Raw genomic sequence first — 19,414 nt, forward strand, 5'->3', positions numbered from 1 at the left:
CGTCTGCTCGCGGTGAAAAGGCTAGGAGTGGTAGGGCTCCGCGCTGACCAGGGTGACCTCGACGGTGTTGCCGTTGGGCACCATGTAGCTGCGGGTCTCGCCGACCTTCGCGTCGATCAGCGCGCTGCCCAGCGGTGAGTTGGGCGAATACACCTCGAGCTTGCCGTCGCTGACGCCCTCCTGGCGGGTGGCGATCAAAAACGTCTCGTTGTCGGACTTGTCGCCGTTGTAGTAGACCTTGACGACCGAGCCGGGCAGGGCGACGCCGGACTGCTTGGGCGCCTCGCCGACCTTGGCGTTGTTGAGCAGGTCCTGCAGCTGGCGGATGCGGGCCTCCTGCTGGCCCTGCTCCTCGCGGGCCGCGTGGTAGCCACCGTTCTCGCGGAGGTCGCCCTCCTCGCGGCGGTCGTTGATTTCCGCGGCGATGACCGGGCGATTCGCGATCAACTGGTCGAGCTCGGCCTTGAGTCGGTCATGTGACTCCTGGGTCAGCCAGGTCACCTGAGTGTCCGTCATCTCGTCGTGCTCCTCGTGATTGTCGTTCCGCGCATGTCACGCTCTGAAAGCCTGTGCACCCGCTGCCGGGGGTACCCGGTCCCGCCCCGCTTAGCGCCGCACCACTCTTTGACGGCCTCTAATGCAGCAATACACGGTCCCTGCGGGAACCGTGCATCGACCCATGTTACCACCGCGCCAACCGTTGATAACCCGATATTTGCAGCGCGGTCAGCCCGCCCGCAGGTAGCCGGGCACGTCGGCGCCGCACCCGTAGATGTCGGCCATCACCGGCGGCTGGAAGGATTTCACCGTCGTCGTCACCTGCACGGTGTGCTGGTCGGACGGCGGAACCAGCACCTCCCGCCGGCCCGTCTCGCCGCCGTCCTTGGCCCGCACCCGCACGATGCAGTCGACCGGGCGCGACGGGTCGGATCGCGTCACGCTGATCGTTACCGACGCGGTCTCGTCGTCGATCAGTTGATAGCCGGCCAACGAGCCGGAGACGTCGGCGGTGCCCAGCCGCTGGTAGCCGGCGACGGCGACGCCGACGCCGGCGGCGACGGCCAGCGCGGCCAAACCGATGGCCAGGCGGCGCCGGGACGCGCGCGACAGGCGCGGCCGCCCGTAGCGGGCCTCGGGGCGCGGAAGGGGAGTTTCGGTCATGCCTGCGGTATGTCTGGGTATGCCTGGGGGCGGCGGGACGCCGGCCGACAGGATGCAGCGGCCGGAACTGGAATTATAAGGTCGGTTCTAGCTCTTCTAGCTATTCGTGGTGACCAGCGATCCGATAAGGGGGCACGTGAGCGGGCTGCGGTTGATGGCGGTGCACGCGCACCCCGACGACGAGTCGAGCAAGGGTGCGGCCACCCTGGCCCGCTACGCCGACGAGGGTCACCGCGTTCTGGTGGTGACCCTGACCGGCGGCGAGCGCGGCGAGATTCTCAACCCGGCGATGGACCTGCCCGACGTGCTCGAGCACATGGCCGAGATCCGCCGCGACGAGATGGCCAAGGCCGCTGAGATCCTCGGCGTGGAGCACACGTGGCTGGGTTTCGTCGACTCCGGCCTGCCCAAGGGCGACCCGCCGCCGCCGCTGCCCGAGGGCTGCTTCGCGCTGGCGCCGCTGGAGGAGTCGGTCGAGGCGCTGGTGCGGGTGGTCCGCGAGTTCCGGCCGCACGTGATCACCACCTACGACGAGAACGGCGGCTACCCCCACCCGGATCACATTCGCTGCCACCAGGTTTCGGTCGGCGCGTTCGAGGCGGCCGGCGACTACGCCCGCTTCCCGGACGCGGGCGAGCCGTGGACGGTGTCCAAGCTGTACTACAACCACGGCTTCCTGCGCGCGCGGATGCAGCTGCTGCACGACGAGTTCGTCAAGCGCGGCCAGGAGGGCCCGTTCCAAAAGTGGCTCAAACACTGGGATCCCGAGCACGACCCGTTCGAGTCCCGGGTGACGACGCGCGTCGAGTGCTCGGCATACTTCGACCGGCGCGACGACGCCCTGCGCGCGCACGCCACCCAGATCGACCCGAACGCCGAGTTCTTCGCCGCCCCCATCGCCTGGCAGCAGCGGCTCTGGCCCACCGAGGAATTCGAGCTGGCCCGCTCCCGCGTCCCGGCCAAACTGCCCGAGGACGACCTGTTCGCCGGAATCGAGGATGACGAGTGAACCACCGGCTGCTCGCGGTGCTCGCCGACGCACCCCACAACCACGGGCCCGACTTCGGCAAGGCCAGCCCGGTGGGGCTGCTGGTCGTCGTGCTGCTGCTGATCGCCACCCTGCTGCTGCTGCGATCGATGAACCGGCAACTGAAAAAGGTGCCCAAGACGTTCGACCCCGAGCATCCCGAGCCGGACCAGGCCGCCGACGAGGGCACCGACACCGTCGCCGAAGGCCCCGACCAGGCCACCGGGCAGGCCAACGGAACGACGCGGGCGCCGGGACCGGGCGATGAGCCCGGCTGAGCCCGCCGGGGCGAACACGCTCGGGCAGGCCACCAGCCCCTATCTGCGCCAGCACGCCGACAACCCGGTGCACTGGCAGCAGTGGACGCCGCAGGCGCTGGCGGACGCGGCCGCGCGCGACGTGCCGATCCTGCTGTCCATCGGCTACGCCGCCTGCCACTGGTGTCACGTGATGGCCCACGAGTCGTTCGAGGACGACGAGGTGGCCGCGGCGATGAACGCGGGATTCGTCTGCATCAAGGTCGACCGCGAGGAGCGCCCGGACATCGACGCGGTCTACATGAACGCCACCGTCGCGCTCACCGGGCAGGGCGGCTGGCCGATGACGTGCTTCCTGACGCCCGACGGCCGCCCGTTCTACTGCGGCACCTACTACCCGAAACACAGCTTCCTGCAACTGCTTTCGGCGGTCTCGACCACCTGGCGGGAGCGCCGCGGCGAGGTGGAGGAGGCGTCCGACCACATCGCCGGGGAGCTGCGCAAGATGGCCGGCGGGCTGCCGGGCGGCGGTCCGGACGTCGCGCCGGAGCTGTGCGACCACGCCGTCGCCGCGGTGCTGGCCGACCAGGACACCGCGCACGGCGGGTTCGGGGGCGCGCCCAAATTCCCACCGTCGGCGTTGCTCGAGGCGCTGCTGCGCCACCACGAGCGCACCGGTTCGGCCGCGTCGCTGGAGGCGGTCGCGCGCACCGGCACCGCGATGGCCCGCGGCGGCATCTACGACCAACTCGCCGGCGGCTTCGCCCGCTACAGCGTCGACAACGCCTGGGTGGTACCGCATTTCGAGAAGATGCTGTACGACAACGCGCTGCTGCTGCGCGCCTACGCGCACTGGGCCCGGCGCACCGGTGACCCGTTGGCCCGCCGCGTCGCCGCCCAGACCGGGGCGTTCCTGCTCGACGAGCTCGCGGACGGCGACGTGTTCACCTCCTCGCTCGATGCCGACGCCGACGGCCGCGAGGGCTCGACCTACGTGTGGACCCCGGCGCAGCTGGACAAGGTGCTCGGTGCCGACGACGGGCGTTGGGCCGCAGAGCTTTTCGCGGTCACCCCGTCGGGCACGTTCGAACACGGGACCTCGGTGCTGCAGTGCCCCGTCGACCCGGACGACCCGCGGCGGGCCGAGCGCGTCCGCGCGGCGCTGCTGGCCGCGCGGCTCACCCGCGCTCAGCCGGGCCGCGACGACAAGGTCGTGACGTCGTGGAACGGGCTGGCGATCACCGCGCTGACCGAAGCCGGTGTGGCCGTTGGCGATCCGGCGTTGATCCAGGCCGCGCGGCGGTGCGCGCGGGCGGTGCTGAACACCCACGTGGTGGACGGCCGGCTGCGGCGCGCCAGCCTGGGCGGGGTGGTCGGCGACAGCCCGGGCATCCTCGAGGACCACGCGATGCTGGCCACCGGGCTGCTGGCGCTGTATCAGCTGACCGCCGAGCAGCAGTGGCTGGCGGCGGCGACCGGGCTGCTGGACACGGCGCTGCGCCACTTCGCCGACCCGCAGCGGCCCGGCCGCTGGTTCGACACCGCCGACGACGCCGAGCAGCTGATGCTGCGGCCGGCCGATCCGCTGGACGGGGCGACGCCGTCCGGCGCGTCGTCGGTCACCGAGGCGCTGTTGACCGCCGCGCACCTGGTCGACGGCCAGCGCGCGGAGCGGTACCTGCGCGCGGCCGGCGATGCGCTGCAAGCGCACTCCGTGCTGCTGGAACGCGCGCCGCGCTCGGCCGGACATTGGCTGGCCGTGGCCGAGGCCGCCGTCCGGGGGCCGTTGCAGGTCGCGGTGGCCTGCGACCCGTCGGACTCGGAGCTGCTGGCCGACGCGCGCCGGCTGGCGCCCGGCGGGGCGATCGTCGTGGGCGGCGCGGTGGACTCGTCGGCGCTGCTCGTCGGCCGCGACCGGGTCGCCGGCGCCGACGCGGCCTACGTGTGCCGCGGCCGGCTGTGCGACCTGCCGGTGACCCGGTCCGCCGAACTGGCGGCGGCCCTGGGTGTTTCGGGACACTAGCCCGGCGGTTACCCTGCGTCCCATGCCGAATGCCCCGGAGAAGGCCCAAGCGATCGCCGACACCGTCAAGCGCTACATCGCGCTGCTCGCCGAGGGGAGCGTGGACGAGCTCGTCGCGTTCTACGCCGACGACGCCACCCTCGAGGATCCGGTCGGCGGCGAGGTGCACATCGGCACCACCGCGATCCACGGGTTCTACTCGGCGCTCGACGGCCTGCAGCGCGAGAGCGAGCTGGTGTCGCTGCGGGTCTCCGGCAACGAGGCCGCGTTTCAGTTCCGGCTGACCGTGACCGCCGGCGAGCACAAGATGCGCGTCGAGCCGATCGAGGTGATGGCGTTCGACGCCCGCGGCAAGGTCACCTCGATGAAGGCCTATTGGTCAGAAGCCGACGCGACCCAGCTCTAGGCCGGGTGGCCGACGTAGAAGACGGCCAGCCACATCGCGATGTAGTGCAGGATCGCCGCGATCGCGGTCAGGGCGTGGAAAAACTCGTGATAGCCGAACGTCTTTGGCCACGGGTCGGGCCAGCGCAGCCCGTAGAGCAGGCCGCCGATGCTGTAGAACGCGCCGCCGACCGCGAGCAGCACCATCGCGGCGACCCCGGCGACGTGAATGATCGTGGGCGCATACCACACCGCGACCCACCCCAGCGCCAGGTACAACGGCACGCCCACCCAGCGCGGCGCCGTCGGCCAGCAGACCTTCAGCACGATGCCCGCCAGCGCCCCGCCCCACACGATCCACAGCACCAGCCGCCCGTCCGCCGGCGGCATGGCCAGCATCGCGAACGGGGTGTAGCTGCCCGCGATGAACACGAAGATCATCGAATGGTCGAGCCGCTTCATCAGGTTGCGCGACTTCGCGGACTTCCAGTTGACGCGGTGATAGGTGGCGCTGACGGCGAACATGGCCACGGTGGCCAGGGCGTAGGCGAACGTCGAGAGCCCGGCGCGGGTGGACGCCACCGGCCACGACACCGACACCAGGGTCGCGCCGCAGACGATGGCCAGCCACGCGGCGTAGAAGTGGATCCAGCCGCGCATGCGCGGCTTGCTCAGGACCTGGGCGGCGCCCTCCGCGAGCTGTTCGACAGGATTGGCGGGCGCGAGTACCTCGGGCTTCGAGTTCTGCGACGTGGTGGTCTCGCTGCTCATGCCCATCAACAGTAGTCGCGATCGGCCGCCGGACGCTTCCGGACGTGCGGCGACCTGGGCCAATTCGCCGGGAAACACGGGCCGGAATTTGTTGGCGCCCACAGTAGGGTGGAGCTTCGTGGAGATCATCCCGCCGCGGCTCAAGGAGCCGTTGTATCGCGTCTACGAGCTGCGGCTGCGGCAGGGCCTGGCGGCCTCGAAATCCGAACTTCCCCGCCACATCGCCGTGCTGTGCGACGGCAATCGGCGCTGGGCGCGCAGCGCGGGTTACGACGACGTCAGCTACGGCTACCGGATGGGCGCGGCCAAGATCGCCGAGATGCTGCGCTGGTGCCAGGAGGCCGGCATCGAGATGACCACCGTGTACCTGCTGTCCACCGAGAACCTGCAACGCGATCCCGACGAGCTGGCCGGGCTCATCGAGATCATCACCGACGTGGTCGAGGAGATCTGCGCGCCGGCGAATCGCTGGAGCGTGCGCACGGTCGGGGACCTGGGGCTGATCGGTGAGGAGCCGGCCCGCCGGCTGCGCGGCGCGGTGGAGTCCACCCCGGCCGTGGCGCTCTTCCACGTCAACGTCGCCGTCGGCTACGGCGGCCGGCGCGAGATCGTCGACGCGGTGCGGGCGTTGCTGAACAAAGAGCTCGCCAACGGCGCGACCGCCGAGGAGCTCGTCGACGCGGTGACCGTCGACGCCATCTCCGAAAACCTTTACACCTCAGGGCAACCCGACCCCGACCTGGTGATCCGCACGTCGGGGGAGCAGCGGCTGTCCGGCTTCCTGCTGTGGCAGAGCGCCTACTCGGAGATGTGGTTCTGCGAGGCGCACTGGCCGGCGTTCCGGCGGGTGGACTTTCTGCGCGCGCTGCGCGACTACAGCCAGCGTCACCGCAGGCATGGCAAGTGACAGACTGAACGACATGGCTGCGCTGTCGGCGGTGGTCTTCGCGCTGAGCTTGTGGCTGGGGTTGTACCTACTGGCCCGCGACCCCCGCAAGCCGGTGCTGGCGCTGGCGGCGCTGGGGCTCTGCGGTTTCGCGCTGGTGGTGGCGCTGGACGCGGTGCGCACTGCGGGCGTCGCGCAGGGCGGGCTGCTCGGCCGGATCGAGATCTACCTGGTCGCCGTGCCCGGCGTCGCGTGGTTCGCGGTGCTCGTCGAACTGTCGCGGCCGGGCGACCGCTGGCGCGCGCGCACGGGCGAGCTCCTGCTCGCCGGGGGTGTCGCCGCGCTGACCCTGTGCGGCGCGGCGATGGCCGGCAGCGTCGCCGGGCCGCTGCGGCCGGGTCACGTGCTGATGATGGCGGTGATCTCGGTGTCCACGCTGACGGCGATGGTCGTGGCGGTGCGCCGGCCCGCCCAGCCGATCCCGGTGGGCCGTAGTGGTCTGGGATTGATCATCGTCGCGACCCTGTTCTTCGCGCTGGCCAACGCCATCGTGATCATCCCGCTGGGGCTGCTGCCCAGCTGGCTGGCGCTGGCGTCGACGGGTTTCGACGTGCTGGCGCTCGGCGTCGCGGTGGCGGTGTGGGACGCCTTCGACGAGGGCCAGGCGCTGCGCGCCGACATGCTGCGCTCGTTCGCCGGCTCGCTGGCGGTGGCCGTGCTGTTCGGCGGCCAGGCGCTGATCGGCATGGCGGTCAGCGGCCACGAGCCCGGCGCGCGGACCCTGCTGACCGTGCTGCTGTTCACCACCCTGGCGATCGCGATCACGGTGCAGGTGCTGGCCGACCCCTTGGCCGGCGCGCTGGACCGGCTGGCGTTCTCGCGCTCGCCGTCGCTGCGCGCCGACCGGGCCGCGCTGCGGCACACCGGGGCGGCGCTGCCGCTGCGCTCGGCCGATCCCCTCGACGGCGTCGACGACGACACCTTCGCCCGGCTCACCCGGCGCGCGCTCGGCCACTACCGCGACCTGAGCAAGCTGGTCGCCAGCCCGCTGACCGCGCTGCCCGTGATCGACGAACGGCTGGCCGCCCGCGGCGCCCCCGACCAGCCCGTGGAGCGCGCCAACGAACTCAAGGCCGTCCTCGCCGACGGGATCGCGCGGCTCAAGCCCCGCGACGCGGGCGATTTCGGCACCAGCGAGGAATGGCGCTACTACAACGCGCTGTACTTCCCCTACGTCGTCGGCGTGCGCGCCTACGCCCAGAACGCGACCGCCGCCGGGCTGGACCCCACCGCGCGGCGGGCGTGGCAGTGGTTGGTCACCGAGGTCCCGCAACGCTCGCTGCACAACTGGCAGAACGCGGCGGCGCGGCTCGTCGCGGCCGATCTGCGCGGGCGGGTGCCGGTCCCCAGCGACTAAACTCCCGGCCTCGTGGCCCCGACGCTTCCCCCCGCCAAAGTCGTACGGTTCATCGAGATCGCCCGGCACTGTCTCGATCGGCTGAACCAACGGCTGATCCCGCCGCAGGCCGCGATGATGGAAATGGTCACGAGCGCCTGGGCTTCGCAGGCGATCACCGCGGCCGCCGACCTGGGCATTGCGGATGCGCTCGCCGGCGGGCCGCTGACGGCCGACGAGCTCGCCGCCGCGGTCGACGCCGACGCCGACGCGCTCGGCCGGCTGCTCAGGGCGCTGATCGGCCGCGGCATCTTCCGCCGGCGCCGCGACGGCCGCTACGAGCTCAACCCGCTGGCCGACACGTTGCGCACCGACTCCGCCGTCTCGGTGGCCGGGCTGGCCCGGTTCGTGGGAGCGCCGCAGCACCGCGAACACTGGAGCCGCCTCACCGAGGCGATCCGCACCGGCCGGGCCGTCGTCCCCGCATTGCGCGGCAAACCCGTCTTCGAATACCTGGCCGACGAACCGGAACTCGCCGAAGCCTTCAACGACGCCATGACCAGCGTGTCCGCGGCCGCGATCGCGCCGGTGGTCGCCGCGTATGACTTCAGCCGCTACGCGACGATCGTCGACGTCGGCGGCGGGCACGGCCGGCTGCTGGCCGCCATCCTGGATGCCACGCCCCAGGCCCGCGGCGTCCTGTTCGACCTGCCCCAAGTCGTGGCGGGAGCCCCGGAGGTACTGGAAAAACATGACGTCGCCGACCGGGTCCGCGTCGTCGAGGGTTCGTTCTTCGACGCGATCCCGGAGGGCGGCGACGCGTACGTCCTCAAGAGCGTGATTCACGACTGGCCCGACGACGACGCCGTGCGCATTCTCGGCAACGTGCGCAGCGCCGCCGAGGCGGGAAAGCGCGTGTTGCTCGTCGAATCCGTGATCCCGCGGCACGACCGCGAATTCCCGGGCAAGCTGACGGACCTGGAAATGCTGGTCGTGGCCGGCGCCCGGGAACGCACCGCCGCCGAGTACGGCCGGCTGCTGGACCGCGCCGGCTTTCGCATGACCCGGGTTGTCCAAACGGCCTCGCCGTTCAGCGTCGTCGAGGCGACCGCGATCTAGCGCGACCCACCCCGCCGCGCCGAGCGTGACGTCATGGCGGAGATCCGCTGAAATCCGCCCCGATTTGCCGCCCTGACGTCACGCTCGGCGAAAAACCACCTCGCAGCCGGGAATAGCCGGGCGAACCAGGGGGTCTTTTTACCCGTGGCAGTAGTTGGCAGCGCCACGCGTCGATATGGCAGTGCGCCGGCGGCACGCTGAAACCTGTTCGACCCCCTTTCGCCATCGCAAGGAGTGACCGATGACCGCAATATCTGGCCTACCGACCCGCCCCCTGTACGACTCGACCGACTCGCTGCTGCGTTTCGCCATGCGCGCCGACGCCACCCTGACGGGCTTGGGCGGCCTGGCCCTCGCGTTCGTCGCCGACCCACTCTCGTCGCTGACCGGGCTGACGTCGGGCCAGGAGTACGCGATGGGCGCGTTCTTCGTGCTCTACGGCCTGGCGGTGTTCAGCCTGGCGGCGCTGCCCAACCTGCGGCGCGCGGGCATCGGCGTCGTCGTGGCGAACCTCGTGTACACGCTGGCCGCCGTCGCGGCCGCCGAAACCGTGCCCATGACCGCGACCGGCGTCGCGGTGATGCTGGCCAGCGCCGTGTACACGGCCGGGTTCGCCTGGCTGCAATACCTGGGCGTGCGGCGCCTCGCGGCGTAACCGATCCCTAGAGCTTGCGCAGCCGCAGCCGGTTGATGGAGTGGTCGGCGTCCTTGCGCAGCACCAGGGTGGCCCGCGGCCGGGTCGGCAGGATGTTCTCGACCAGGTTCGGCCGGTTGATCGACCGCCAGATCTCGCGCGCGGCGGCGATCGCCTTGGTGTCGTTCAGCGCCGAGTAGTGGTGGAAGTGCGACTCCGGGTCGGCGAACGCGGTGCCGCGCAACGACAGGAACCGCGACACGTACCACTGCTCGATGTCCTCGATCCGGGCGTCGACGTAGAGCGAGAAGTCGAACAGGTCCGACACCATCAGCGTCGGACCGGTCTGCAGGACGTTGAGGCCCTCGAGGATCAGGATGTCGGGGTGGCGGACCACGTGCTTGGCGCCGGGGATGATGTCGTATTTCAGGTGCGAGTACACGGGCGCGCAGGCGTAGTCGGAACCGGACTTGACCGACGTGACGAAGCGCATCAGCGCCCGGCGGTTGTAGCTCTCCGGAAAACCCTTGCGGTGCATGAGGTTTCGCCGGTCCAGTTCGGCGTTGGGGTAGAGGAAGCCGTCGGTGGTCACCAGGTCCACCCGGGGGTGATGGTCCCAGCGGGCCAGCAGCGCCTGCAGCACGCGGGCGGTCGTCGACTTGCCGACGGCCACGCTGCCGGCCACGCCGATGACGAACGGCACCGGCCGGTCCGGGTTTTGCTGCGGCTCGCCGAGGAACTCCGCGGTGGCCGCGAACAGCCGCTGGCGGGCGGCGACCTGCAGGTGGATGAGCCGGGCGAGCGGCAGGTAGACCTCTTCGACCTCCAGCAGGTCGATCTGCTCGCCGAGGCCGCGCAGCCCGACCAGTTCCTCCTCGGTGAGGGCCAGCGGCGTCGACATGCGCAGTCCACGCCATTGCTTCCGGTCGAACTCCACATAGGGACTCGGCTCGCTAAGCCGCGGCATGGTGCCAAGTGTTGCAGGGGCGGGCGGGTGCCCGACGGCTGGGCCGGGAAAAACGCCGCTGGATAGACTGGCGCGCGTGACCGCCGCACCCGACGCCCGCACCTCTGAATCCATCATGTCCGCCCCGCTCGCCGAGGTCGACCCCGACATCGCCGAGCTGCTGGACAAGGAACTGCACCGGCAGCGCGACACCCTGGAGATGATCGCCTCGGAGAACTTCGTGCCCCGCTCGATACTCCAGGCGCAGGGCAGCGTGCTGACCAACAAGTACGCCGAGGGCCTGCCCGGCCGGCGCTACTACGGCGGGTGCGAGCACGTCGACGTCGTGGAGAACATCGCCCGCGACCGGGCCAAGGCGCTGTTCGGCGCCGAGTTCGCCAACGTCCAGCCGCATTCGGGCGCCCAGGCCAACGCGGCGGTGCTGCACGCGCTGATGTCGCCCGGGGAGCGCCTGCTCGGCCTGGACCTGGCCAACGGCGGGCACCTGACCCACGGCATGAAGCTGAACTTCTCCGGCAAGCTCTACGACGTCGGCTTCTACGGCGTCGACCCGGCGACGCACCTGATCGACATGGACGCGGTGCGGGCCAAGGCGCTCGAGTTCCGCCCCAAGGTGATCATCGCCGGGTGGTCGGCCTACCCGCGGATCCTCGACTTCGCCGCCTTCCGGTCGATCGCCGACGAGGTCGACGCCAAGCTGTGGGTGGACATGGCGCACTTCGCCGGCCTGGTCGCCGTCGGCCTGCACCCCTCGCCGGTGCCGCACGCCGACGTGGTGTCCACGACCGTGCACAAGACGCTCGGCGGCGCCCGCTCCGGGATGATCCTGGGCAAGCAGGAGTACGCCAAGGCCATCAACTCCGCGGTGTTCCCCGGCCAGCAGGGCGGCCCGCTCATGCACGTCATCGCGGGCAAGGCCGTCGCGCTCAAGCTCGCCACCACCCCCGAATTCGCCGACCGCCAACAGCGCACGCTGTCCGGCGCGCGGATCATCGCCGAGCGGCTGCTCGCTCCCGACGTCACCAAGGCGGGCGTGTCGGTGGTCAGCGGCGGCACCGACGTGCACCTGGTCCTGGTCGACCTGCGCGATTCGCCGCTGGACGGCAAGGCCGCCGAGGACCTGCTGCACGAGATCGGCATCACCGTCAACCGCAACGCCGTCCCCAACGACCCCCGCCCGCCCATGGTGACGTCGGGCCTGCGGGTGGGAACGCCCGCGCTGGCCACCCGCGGCTTCGGGGACGCCGAGTTCACCGAGGTCGCCGACATCATCGCCACCGCGCTGGTGGGCGGGGCCTCCGGGGCGGACGTGGCCGGGCTGCGGCAGCGGGTGACGCGCCTGGCTAGGGACTTCCCGCTGTACGAGGGGCTCGAGGAGTGGACGCTGGTCGACCGCTGATCGGGGCCGGGTCCGCGACACGGGTCACGTCTTTTCGCGAAACCTGTGTATGGAGGTTACAGTTACTTTATGGCACAGAAACCTGTTCCGAACGCGCTGACCCTGGAACTCGAGCCGGTGGTCGAGCAGCTCATGGATCACCACCTCAGCACCGAGGACCTCTGGTTCGCCCACGACTACGTGCCGTTCGACCAGGGCGAGAACTTCGCCTTCCTCGGCGGGCGCGACTGGGACCCGTCCCAGACCACGCTGCCCCGGACCATCACGGACGCCTGCGAGATCCTGCTGCTGCTCAAGGACAACCTCGCCGGCCATCACCGTGAGCTCGTCGAGCACTTCATCCTCGAGGAGTGGTGGGGCCGCTGGCTGGGCCGCTGGACCGCCGAGGAGCACCTGCACGCGATCGCGCTGCGGGAGTATCTGGTGGTGACCCGCGAGGTCGACCCGACCGCCAACGAAGAGGCTCGTGTCCAGTACGTGATGAAGGGCTACCGCGGCGACGCCTACTCCCAGGTCGAGACGCTGGTGTACATGGCGTTCACCGAGCGCACCCACGCCGTGTTCTGCCGCAACCTGGCCGCCGCCATCGAGGAGCCGGTGCTGGCCGGGCTCATCGACCGGATCGCGCGCGACGAGGTGCGCCACGAGGCGATCTTCGCCAAGCTCGTCGCGCACTGCCTGCAGTACACGCGCGACGAGACGATCGCCGCGATCGCCGCCCGCGCGGCGGACCTTCAGGCCGTCGGCGCCGACATCGACGCCTACCACGACAAGGTGCAGAACGTCGCCGACGCAGGCATTTTCGGCCCCGCGGACCTGCGGCAGGCCATCGCCGAGCGCATCAGTGAATGGGGAGTGGCCGACGAGCCCGCGCTGCGGCCGTTCGTCACCGGTTAAGCCCGCCGTCACCCGCCGGTCACGGGCTCCGGCCGGAATTTTGGTGTCGCCGTGTCGGTCTCGGCGCGCCTGCGCGGCGGCCGAGTGGCCACGGGAGTAGCGTCGTTGTCGATGGCCAGCGACATGCTCTGCTGCCAGGGCGGCACCTCCCGTCACTACAAGGGCAGGACCGGCCCCGGTCCTGGTGCTGCGGCTCCCGCCGACATGCCTGTGCGGGTCCGCGCGGGCTTACCCGCTCGAGGAGCGCTTCGTGACCGATCTCCGGACCTATGTGCTCGACACCTCCGTGTTGCTGTCCGACCCGTGGGCGTGCAGCCGGTTCGCCGAACACGAGGTGGTGGTCCCGCTGGTGGTGATCAGCGAGCTGGAGGCCAAGCGCCACCACCACGAACTGGGCTGGTTCGCCCGGCAGGCCCTGCGCCTGTTCGATGATCTTCGGCTCGAGCACGGACGGCTGGATTTGCCGATTTCCATTGGGACACAAGGCGGTACGCTTCACGTCGAACTGAACCACACCGACCCGGCCGTGTTGCCGGCGGGCTTTCGCACCGACAGCAACGACTCCCGGATCCTGAGCTGCGCCGCCAACCTCGCCGCCGAGGGCAAGCGAGTTACGTTGGTCAGCAAGGACATTCCGCTGCGGGTGAAGGCCGCCGCGGTGGGCCTGCCCGCCGATGAGTACCACGCGCAGGACGTCGTGGTCTCCGGCTGGTCGGGGATGCGCGAGATCGAAACGGCCACCGAGGACATCGACGCGCTGTTCGCCGACGGCGAGATCGACCTCGCCGAAGCCCGGGACCTGCCCTGCCACACCGGCATTCGGCTGCTGGGCGGCAGCTCGCACGCGTTGGGCCGGGTGACCGCGGCCAAACGCGTGCAGCTGGTGCGCGGTGACCGCGAGGTGTTCGGGCTGCGCGGCCGCTCCGCCGAGCAGCGCGTGGCGCTCGACCTGCTGCTCGACGAGTCGGTGGGCATCGTGTCGCTGGGTGGCAAGGCGGGCACCGGCAAGTCGGCGCTGGCGCTGTGCGCGGGGCTCGAGGCGGTGCTGGAGCGGCGCACCCACCGCAAGGTGGTGGTGTTCCGTCCGCTGTACGCCGTCGGCGGGCAGGAGCTGGGCTACCTGCCGGGCAGCGAGAGCGACAAGATGGGCCCGTGGGCGCAGGCGGTCTTCGACACCCTCGAGGGTCTGGCCAGCCCGGCCGTGCTCGAGGAGGTCCTGTCCCGGGGCATGCTCGAGGTGTTGCCGCTGACCCACATCCGGGGCCGCTCGCTGCACGACTCGTTCGTCATCGTCGACGAGGCGCAGTCGCTGGAGCGCAACGTCTTGCTGACGGTGTTGTCCCGGTTGGGCACCGGCTCGCGGGTGGTGCTCACCCACGACATCGCCCAGCGCGACAACCTGCGCGTCGGCCGCCACGACGGGGTCGCGGCGGTGATCGAGAAGCTCAAGGGCCACCCGCTGTTCGCCCACATCACGCTGCTGCGCAGCGAGCGGTCGCCGATCGCCGCGCTGGTCACCGAGATGCTCGAGGAAATCGCCGGCCCGCACTGAGGCCGCGGTTTCGAGTGTGAAGCTGTGGCGTCGAGTGTGACGCTATGGCGGGTTCCGGCGATTTTCGCCGCCCAGGGTTCACACTCGGCGCCATAGGCGCACACCGGGCGCCGGATAAACTTCCAGGGTGCGCAAACGCCCCGACAGCCAGGCCTGGCGCTATTGGCGGACCGTTCTCGGTGCCGTCGCGGCCGCCGCGGTGCTGGTGATCGGCGGCCTGACCGGCCACGTGACCCGCGCGGACAACCTCAGCTGCTCGGTGGTCAAGTGCGTCGCATTCACGTTCGACGACGGGCCGGGGCCGTACACCGACCGGCTGCTGCAAGTCCTCAAGGACAGTGGTATCCCGGACGCCAAGGCCACCTTCTTCATGATCGGCAACAAAGTCGCGGCCAACCCGGCGGGTGCCAAGCGCGTCGCCGACGCCGGCATGGAGGTCGGCAACCACACCTGGGAACACCCCAACATGACCACCATCCCGCCCGAGGACATCGCCGGCCAGTTCTCGCGGTCCAACGACGCGATCGCCGCCGCGACCGGCCGCGCCCCGTCGCTGTGGCGTCCGGCCGGTGGGCTGTCCAACGACGCGGTGCGCCAGACCGCCGGCCGGTTCGGGCTGGCCGAAATCCTCTGGGACGTCATCCCTTTCGACTGGATCAACGACTCCAACACCGGCGCAACACGCTACATGCTGATGACCTACGTCAAGCCGGGCTCGGTGGTGCTGTTCCACGACACCTACTCGAGCACCGTCGACCTGGTCTACCAGTTCATCCCGGTGCTCAAGGCCAACGGCTACCGCCTGGTGACCGTCACCGAACTGCTCGGGTCGCGCGCGCCGGGCAGCAGCTACGGCGGCCGCGAAAACGGCCCTCCCGCCAACGCGCTGCGCGACATTCCGGCCGACGAGATCCCGGCCCTGCCCAACACGTCCTCGCCCAAGCCGATGCCCAACTTCCCGATCACCGACATCCCGGGCCAGAACTCGGGCGGGCCGAATAACGGCGCCTAGCGCGGGCGCGGCTACCTTAATGGGGTGAACACCGCGGCCCCGGCGAGCACCCGAGGGCGAAAGTCGGCTCGCAGGTTGTCGATTGAATACGGCGTCGCCCTCGCCCTGGCCTACGTCATCGCCGTCGTCGACGCGGCCGCCATCCTGATCCCGCTGCGGGGGCACACCTCCATGGCGGCCAACGTGGACTTCGCGGAGAGAAACACGGCGGTGGTGGTGGTGCTCGTCGCGCTGGGGACCGCCGGGGTCGCCGTGGCCGGCGTGCTGAGCCTGCGCCCCACCCTGCGTTGGTATGTCCCCGGGCACGAACCCACCGAGGGACAGCGGGAAGCCGCGATGAAGATCGTCGGCCGCCAGTCGGCGATCCTGGTCGCGGGCTGGGGCGCGGCCGGGGTGATCTTCGCGCTGCTGAATCTCGGGGCCGGATCGCAGTTCCTGCTGCCCATCGTGCTCGGCATGGTCCTGGGCGGGCAGGCCGCCGCGGGGATGGGAATGCTGCTCGCCCAGTCGACTTTGCGCCCCATCATGGGGGCGGCCACCCGGGGCTGTGAACCCCGGCTGACGGTGCCGGGCGTGTTCGCGCGGCTGGTCATGCTGTGGTTCTTGTGCAGCGCGCTGCCCATCGCGGTGATCGCGACGATGGTCGTATTCCGTTCGTACGGCTGGCTAATCGCGAAGTCCGCATCGCTGGACGTGCCCGTCCTGGTGGTGTCGCTGGCGGCGCTGCTGCTCGGGCTGCCGACGATGATCCTGACCTCGCGATCCATTTCGGATCCGCTCGGCGAGGTCGTCGACGCCATGGCCGAGGTCGAGCACGGCCGGATCGACACGTACGTCGGCGTCTACGAGCGCTCCCAAATCGGGCGCCTGCAAACGGGATTCAACCGGATGATCGCCGGGCTGGCCGAGCGCGACCGGTTGCGCGACCTGTTCGGGCGCCACGTCGGGACCGACGTCGCCCAGCGCGCCATCCAGGAGGGGGCGTCGCTGTCGGGCGACGTCGTCGAGGCCGCGGTGCTGTTCATCGACCTGGTCGGCTCGACGCAGCTCGCGGAAAGCCGCCCGCCGCAAGAGGTTGCCGAGGTGCTCAACGACTTCTTCCGGATCGTCGTCGCCGCGGTCGACGAACACAACGGCCTGATCAACAAATTCGCGGGTGACGCAGCGCTGGCCGTGTTCGGCGCGCCGTTGCGCACGGCCGAGCCGGCGTCGGCGGCGCTGGCGACCGCACGCGCGCTGGGCACCCAACTGCGCCGGCTACCGGTGGTCGATTTCGGGATCGGGGTCTCGGCCGGACGGGTCTTCGCCGGCAACGTCGGCGCCGAAAACCGGTATGAATACACGGTAATCGGCGACGCGGTCAACGAGGCCGCGCGGCTGGCCGACCTCGCCAAGACCGCCGACCGGCGGATCCTGTGCTCGGCGGGGGCCGTCGACCGCGCCGGCGACGCCGAGCGGGCGCACTGGTCCGAGTGCTATTCGACGGTGCTGCGCGGGCGTTCGGAGGCCACCCACGTCTCGGCGCCGGCCGGCCCGCTTACTTCTTGACCTTGAGGGCGGCGATGGCCCCGTTGATGATGCCCGCCGACGGCGCATCGCCGATGGGCGTCGCGCCCAGGAAGATGGTGACCGGCTTGGTGTCGACGGCGATGATGACCACCGAGTCGCCCTTGACGTTGCGCGCCGGGTCGGCGATCGTGACGTCGGCGTCCACCCGGGCGGCCTTGACCCCGTCGACGGTGATCGACGACGTCTTCGTCGGGCCCAGGGTGGGCGTGGCGTTCGCGTAGCCCGGCCCGTTGGCCACGCAGCCCATCAGCTTCGAGGCCTGGTCGGCGAGGCCCATGCTCGGGACGAAGTTGGTGACGGCGACCTCCGCCTGCATCATCCACTGGTTGGCGCCCGGCACCTCCTGCGCGACGCCGACCGCGCCGATGAGGTTCGGGGTCTGGTCGTCGGAAAAGCCCATCCAGCCGGGCGTCGCGCTGGCCGGAAACGACAGCTTGCCCGCGCTGATCGTGTCGCCGGCGGGCTTGTCGCCGCCGGACACGTTGGGCGTGCAGCCCGTCGCCGTCTGCTGGCCGCTGCCCGGTTGTGACGTCGGCGCGCTCGTCGAAGGCGGGGCCGACGACGGTCCGGCCTTGTTGGACTTGTTGCCGCCGCCCAGCGCGATCGCCAGGATCACCACCAGCGCGATGACGCCGAGCACCGCGAGACCGGCGACGATCAGCCACGGCGCCTTGGAGCGCGGACCCCCCGGCGGCGGCCCGGGCGGGTACGGCCCGCCCGGCCAGCCCGGCGGGACCTGCTGGCCCGGCGGCGGATACTGCTGGGGCGCATAGGGTCCCGGCGCATAGGGGCCACCCGGCGGCGGGTACGGGTAGCCGCCGCCCTGCGGCGGGCCGCCCTGCGGCGGGCCACCCCAATACGGGCCCTGGCCATAGGGATTGGCCCCGTAGGGGTCTTGGCCGTAGGGGCCGCCGGGGGGAGCCGTCATCATCAATCCTCGGGCTTCACGCGGGCCATCGCCAGCACGTCGAGGCGGCGGTCCAGCTCTTCGATCGACAGCTTGTCACCGATCAGGCCGCGGTCGATGACGGTCTGGCGAATGGTCTTGCGCTCCTTGAGCGCCTGCTTGGCCACCGCGGCGGCCTCCTCGTAGCCGATGGCCGAGTTCAGCGGCGTCACGATCGACGGCGACGACTCGGCCAGCTCGCGCAGGTGCTCGACGTGGGCGGTCAGCCCGGCGATGCAGCGCTCGGCGAACAGCTTGGAGACGTTGGTCAGCAGCTTGAACGACTCGAGGATGTTGCGGGCCATCATCGGGATGTACACGTTGAGCTCGAAGGCCCCGTTGGCGCCGCCCCACGCGATGGCGGCGTCGTTACCGATCACCTGCGCGGCGACCTGGGTAACCGCCTCGGGTAGAACGGGATTCACCTTGCCCGGCATGATCGAGCTGCCCGGCTGCAGGTCCGGCAGCTGGATCTCCGCCAGGCCGGTCAGCGGGCCCGACCCCATCCAGCGGATGTCGTTGGCGATCTTGGTCAGAGACACGGCGATGGTGCGCAGCGCGCCCGACGCCTCGACCAGCCCGTCGCGGGCCGCCTGCGCCTCGAAAGAATTTGCCGCCGTACGCAGTTCGCTCAGCCCGGTGGACGCGACCAGCGCCTCGACCACCTTGGCGCCGAACCCGTCGGGGGCGTTGAGGCCGGTGCCCACCGCGGTGCCGCCGATCGCCAGCTCACCCAGCCGGGGGAGGCACCCGCGCACTCTTTCTATCCCGGCCTCGACCTGGCGGGCGTACCCGCTGAATTCCTGACCCAGCGTCACCGGGACGGCGTCCATCAGGTGGGTGCGCCCCGACTTGACCACCGTGTGCCACTCGCTGGCCTTGCCCGCCAGCGCCTCGTGCAGCACCTCCAGCGCCGGGATGAGGTGTTTGACGGCGGCCTCGGTGGCCGCGATGTGCGTGGCGGTCGGGAACGTGTCGTTAGACGACTGCGACATGTTCACGTCGTCGTTGGGGTGCACGGTGACCCCGTTGGCGGCCGCGATCGACGCGATCACCTCGTTGGTGTTCATGTTCGAGCTTGTCCCCGAACCGGTTTGGAAGACGTCGATGGGGAACTGGTCGTCGTGGCGGCCGTCGGCGATCTCGGCCGCGGCGGCGATGATCGCGTCCGCCTTCTCCGGCGCGAGCAACCCGAGGTCGCGGTTCACCTGCGCGCACGCGCCCTTGAGCAGGCCCAGCGCCCGGATCTGGGTTCGCTCCAGGCCGCGGCCCGAGATCGGGAAGTTCTCGACGGCACGCTGAGTTTGCGCGCGCCACAGCGCTTTTGCGGGCACCCGGACCTCGCCCATGGTGTCGTGCTCGATGCGGTATTCGGCGCTGTCGGCCATAGGGTGTGGTCCTCGCTAGGGTCGTC

19 protein-coding genes are annotated in these 19,414 nt (G+C 70.6%); 13 read left to right on the forward strand and 6 right to left on the reverse strand.

Annotation, left to right across the window (positions count from 1 at the left end):
* Positions 1 to 21 precede the first annotated feature (21 nt).
* Both greA and AC5Y4Z_RS03440 read right to left on the reverse strand, forming a co-directional pair.
* Positions 22 to 516: a transcription elongation factor GreA gene (gene greA, locus AC5Y4Z_RS03435; RefSeq protein WP_499960936.1), complete on the reverse strand. Its 495-nt coding sequence runs from the start codon at positions 514 to 516 to the stop codon at positions 22 to 24.
* A gap of 210 nt (positions 517 to 726) precedes the next feature.
* Entirely contained in the window at positions 727 to 1,161 is a 435-nt protein-coding gene (locus AC5Y4Z_RS03440; protein ID WP_499960937.1) for a DUF4307 domain-containing protein, read from the reverse strand.
* Between the two features lie 136 nt (positions 1,162 to 1,297).
* Here AC5Y4Z_RS03440 and mca point away from each other — a divergent pair, with 136 nt between their 5' ends.
* The 4 genes from mca to AC5Y4Z_RS03460 are packed head-to-tail and all read left to right on the forward strand — an operon-like array spanning position 1,298 to position 4,874.
* Positions 1,298 to 2,170 (forward strand): mycothiol conjugate amidase Mca, encoded by an 873-nt coding sequence (mca, locus tag AC5Y4Z_RS03445; RefSeq protein ID WP_499960938.1) that lies wholly within the window; start codon positions 1,298 to 1,300, stop codon positions 2,168 to 2,170.
* A complete protein-coding gene (locus AC5Y4Z_RS03450) occupies positions 2,167 to 2,466 on the forward strand; it encodes a hypothetical protein (protein WP_499960939.1) in 300 nt (99 codons plus the stop codon). Before mca ends, AC5Y4Z_RS03450 begins: the two co-directional genes overlap by 4 nt.
* The gene (locus AC5Y4Z_RS03455) at positions 2,453 to 4,468 is read left to right on the forward strand and encodes a thioredoxin domain-containing protein (RefSeq protein ID WP_499960940.1); all 2,016 of its coding nucleotides are present in this window, start codon (positions 2,453 to 2,455) and stop codon (positions 4,466 to 4,468) included. Before AC5Y4Z_RS03450 ends, AC5Y4Z_RS03455 begins: the two co-directional genes overlap by 14 nt.
* A gap of 22 nt (positions 4,469 to 4,490) precedes the next feature.
* Positions 4,491 to 4,874: a nuclear transport factor 2 family protein gene (locus AC5Y4Z_RS03460; protein WP_499960941.1), complete on the forward strand. Its 384-nt coding sequence runs from the start codon at positions 4,491 to 4,493 to the stop codon at positions 4,872 to 4,874.
* Here AC5Y4Z_RS03460 and trhA read toward each other — a convergent pair.
* Positions 4,871 to 5,623 (reverse strand): PAQR family membrane homeostasis protein TrhA, encoded by a 753-nt coding sequence (gene trhA, locus AC5Y4Z_RS03465; protein WP_499960942.1) that lies wholly within the window; start codon positions 5,621 to 5,623, stop codon positions 4,871 to 4,873. The genes AC5Y4Z_RS03460 and trhA overlap by 4 nt on opposite strands.
* Before the next feature lie 118 nt (positions 5,624 to 5,741).
* Between trhA and AC5Y4Z_RS03470 the strand changes: the two genes are divergently transcribed.
* The 4 genes from AC5Y4Z_RS03470 to AC5Y4Z_RS03485 all read left to right on the forward strand — a co-directional run bounded on the left by AC5Y4Z_RS03470 (position 5,742) and on the right by AC5Y4Z_RS03485 (position 9,679).
* Complete coding sequence (locus AC5Y4Z_RS03470; protein WP_499960943.1) at positions 5,742 to 6,530, forward strand: (2Z,6E)-farnesyl diphosphate synthase; 789 nt, start codon at positions 5,742 to 5,744, stop codon at positions 6,528 to 6,530.
* A 13-nt stretch (positions 6,531 to 6,543) separates the two neighbouring features.
* Positions 6,544 to 7,926 (forward strand): hypothetical protein, encoded by a 1,383-nt coding sequence (locus tag AC5Y4Z_RS03475; protein WP_499960944.1) that lies wholly within the window; start codon positions 6,544 to 6,546, stop codon positions 7,924 to 7,926.
* Positions 7,927 to 7,938: 12 nt separating this feature from the next.
* A complete protein-coding gene (locus tag AC5Y4Z_RS03480; RefSeq protein WP_499960945.1) occupies positions 7,939 to 9,024 on the forward strand; it encodes a methyltransferase in 1,086 nt (361 codons plus the stop codon).
* A gap of 241 nt (positions 9,025 to 9,265) precedes the next feature.
* Positions 9,266 to 9,679 (forward strand): hypothetical protein, encoded by a 414-nt coding sequence (locus AC5Y4Z_RS03485; RefSeq protein ID WP_499960946.1) that lies wholly within the window; start codon positions 9,266 to 9,268, stop codon positions 9,677 to 9,679.
* 7 nt (positions 9,680 to 9,686) lie between these two features.
* Here the strand turns inward: AC5Y4Z_RS03485 and coaA are convergent, their stop codons facing one another.
* Entirely contained in the window at positions 9,687 to 10,625 is a 939-nt protein-coding gene (gene coaA, locus AC5Y4Z_RS03490) for a type I pantothenate kinase (RefSeq protein WP_067321324.1), read from the reverse strand.
* 115 nt (positions 10,626 to 10,740) lie between these two features.
* Between coaA and glyA the strand changes: the two genes are divergently transcribed.
* The 5 genes from glyA (at position 10,741) to AC5Y4Z_RS03515 (ending at position 17,033) form a co-directional block, all read left to right on the forward strand.
* On the forward strand, positions 10,741 to 12,024 hold the full coding sequence (glyA, locus tag AC5Y4Z_RS03495; RefSeq protein ID WP_499961781.1) for a serine hydroxymethyltransferase: 1,284 nt from the start codon (positions 10,741 to 10,743) through the stop codon (positions 12,022 to 12,024).
* Between the two features lie 69 nt (positions 12,025 to 12,093).
* Entirely contained in the window at positions 12,094 to 12,921 is an 828-nt protein-coding gene (locus AC5Y4Z_RS03500) for an acyl-ACP desaturase (protein ID WP_499960947.1), read from the forward strand.
* Positions 12,922 to 13,171: 250 nt separating this feature from the next.
* Positions 13,172 to 14,473 carry an RNA 5'-3' helicase PhoH2 gene (gene phoH2 / locus AC5Y4Z_RS03505; protein WP_499960948.1) on the forward strand — a complete coding sequence of 434 codons (1,302 nt, stop codon included), beginning with the start codon at positions 13,172 to 13,174 and terminating at the stop codon, positions 14,471 to 14,473.
* A gap of 127 nt (positions 14,474 to 14,600) precedes the next feature.
* Positions 14,601 to 15,485 carry a polysaccharide deacetylase family protein gene (locus tag AC5Y4Z_RS03510; RefSeq protein WP_499960949.1) on the forward strand — a complete coding sequence of 295 codons (885 nt, stop codon included), beginning with the start codon at positions 14,601 to 14,603 and terminating at the stop codon, positions 15,483 to 15,485.
* Positions 15,486 to 15,560: 75 nt separating this feature from the next.
* Positions 15,561 to 17,033: an adenylate/guanylate cyclase domain-containing protein gene (locus tag AC5Y4Z_RS03515; RefSeq protein ID WP_499960950.1), complete on the forward strand. Its 1,473-nt coding sequence runs from the start codon at positions 15,561 to 15,563 to the stop codon at positions 17,031 to 17,033.
* On the opposite strand, the gene AC5Y4Z_RS03520 is transcribed toward AC5Y4Z_RS03515, so the two are convergent.
* Entirely contained in the window at positions 17,023 to 17,982 is a 960-nt protein-coding gene (locus AC5Y4Z_RS03520; protein ID WP_499960951.1) for a hypothetical protein, read from the reverse strand. The genes AC5Y4Z_RS03515 and AC5Y4Z_RS03520 overlap by 11 nt on opposite strands.
* Positions 17,983 to 17,984: 2 nt before the next feature.
* Positions 17,985 to 19,388: a class II fumarate hydratase gene (locus AC5Y4Z_RS03525; protein WP_499960952.1), complete on the reverse strand. Its 1,404-nt coding sequence runs from the start codon at positions 19,386 to 19,388 to the stop codon at positions 17,985 to 17,987.
* Between the last annotated feature and the right edge of the window lie 26 nt (positions 19,389 to 19,414).

The sequence above is a fragment of the Mycobacterium sp. NGS63 genome, assembly GCF_059812295.1.

Coding starts and splice junctions, on each gene's coding strand:
- greA (WP_499960936.1), bottom strand. CDS start 516: ATGACGGACACTCAGGTGACCTGGCTGACCCAGGAGTCACATGACCGA.
- AC5Y4Z_RS03440 (WP_499960937.1), bottom strand. CDS start 1,161: ATGACCGAAACTCCCCTTCCGCGCCCCGAGGCCCGCTACGGGCGGCCG.
- AC5Y4Z_RS03455 (WP_499960940.1), top strand. CDS start 2,453: ATGAGCCCGGCTGAGCCCGCCGGGGCGAACACGCTCGGGCAGGCCACC.
- AC5Y4Z_RS03460 (WP_499960941.1), top strand. CDS start 4,491: ATGCCGAATGCCCCGGAGAAGGCCCAAGCGATCGCCGACACCGTCAAG.
- trhA (WP_499960942.1), bottom strand. CDS start 5,623: ATGAGCAGCGAGACCACCACGTCGCAGAACTCGAAGCCCGAGGTACTC.
- AC5Y4Z_RS03475 (WP_499960944.1), top strand. CDS start 6,544: ATGGCTGCGCTGTCGGCGGTGGTCTTCGCGCTGAGCTTGTGGCTGGGG.
- AC5Y4Z_RS03485 (WP_499960946.1), top strand. CDS start 9,266: ATGACCGCAATATCTGGCCTACCGACCCGCCCCCTGTACGACTCGACC.
- coaA (WP_067321324.1), bottom strand. CDS start 10,625: ATGCCGCGGCTTAGCGAGCCGAGTCCCTATGTGGAGTTCGACCGGAAG.
- glyA (WP_499961781.1), top strand. CDS start 10,741: ATGTCCGCCCCGCTCGCCGAGGTCGACCCCGACATCGCCGAGCTGCTG.
- AC5Y4Z_RS03500 (WP_499960947.1), top strand. CDS start 12,094: ATGGCACAGAAACCTGTTCCGAACGCGCTGACCCTGGAACTCGAGCCG.
- AC5Y4Z_RS03520 (WP_499960951.1), bottom strand. CDS start 17,982: ATGACGGCTCCCCCCGGCGGCCCCTACGGCCAAGACCCCTACGGGGCC.
- AC5Y4Z_RS03525 (WP_499960952.1), bottom strand. CDS start 19,388: ATGGCCGACAGCGCCGAATACCGCATCGAGCACGACACCATGGGCGAG.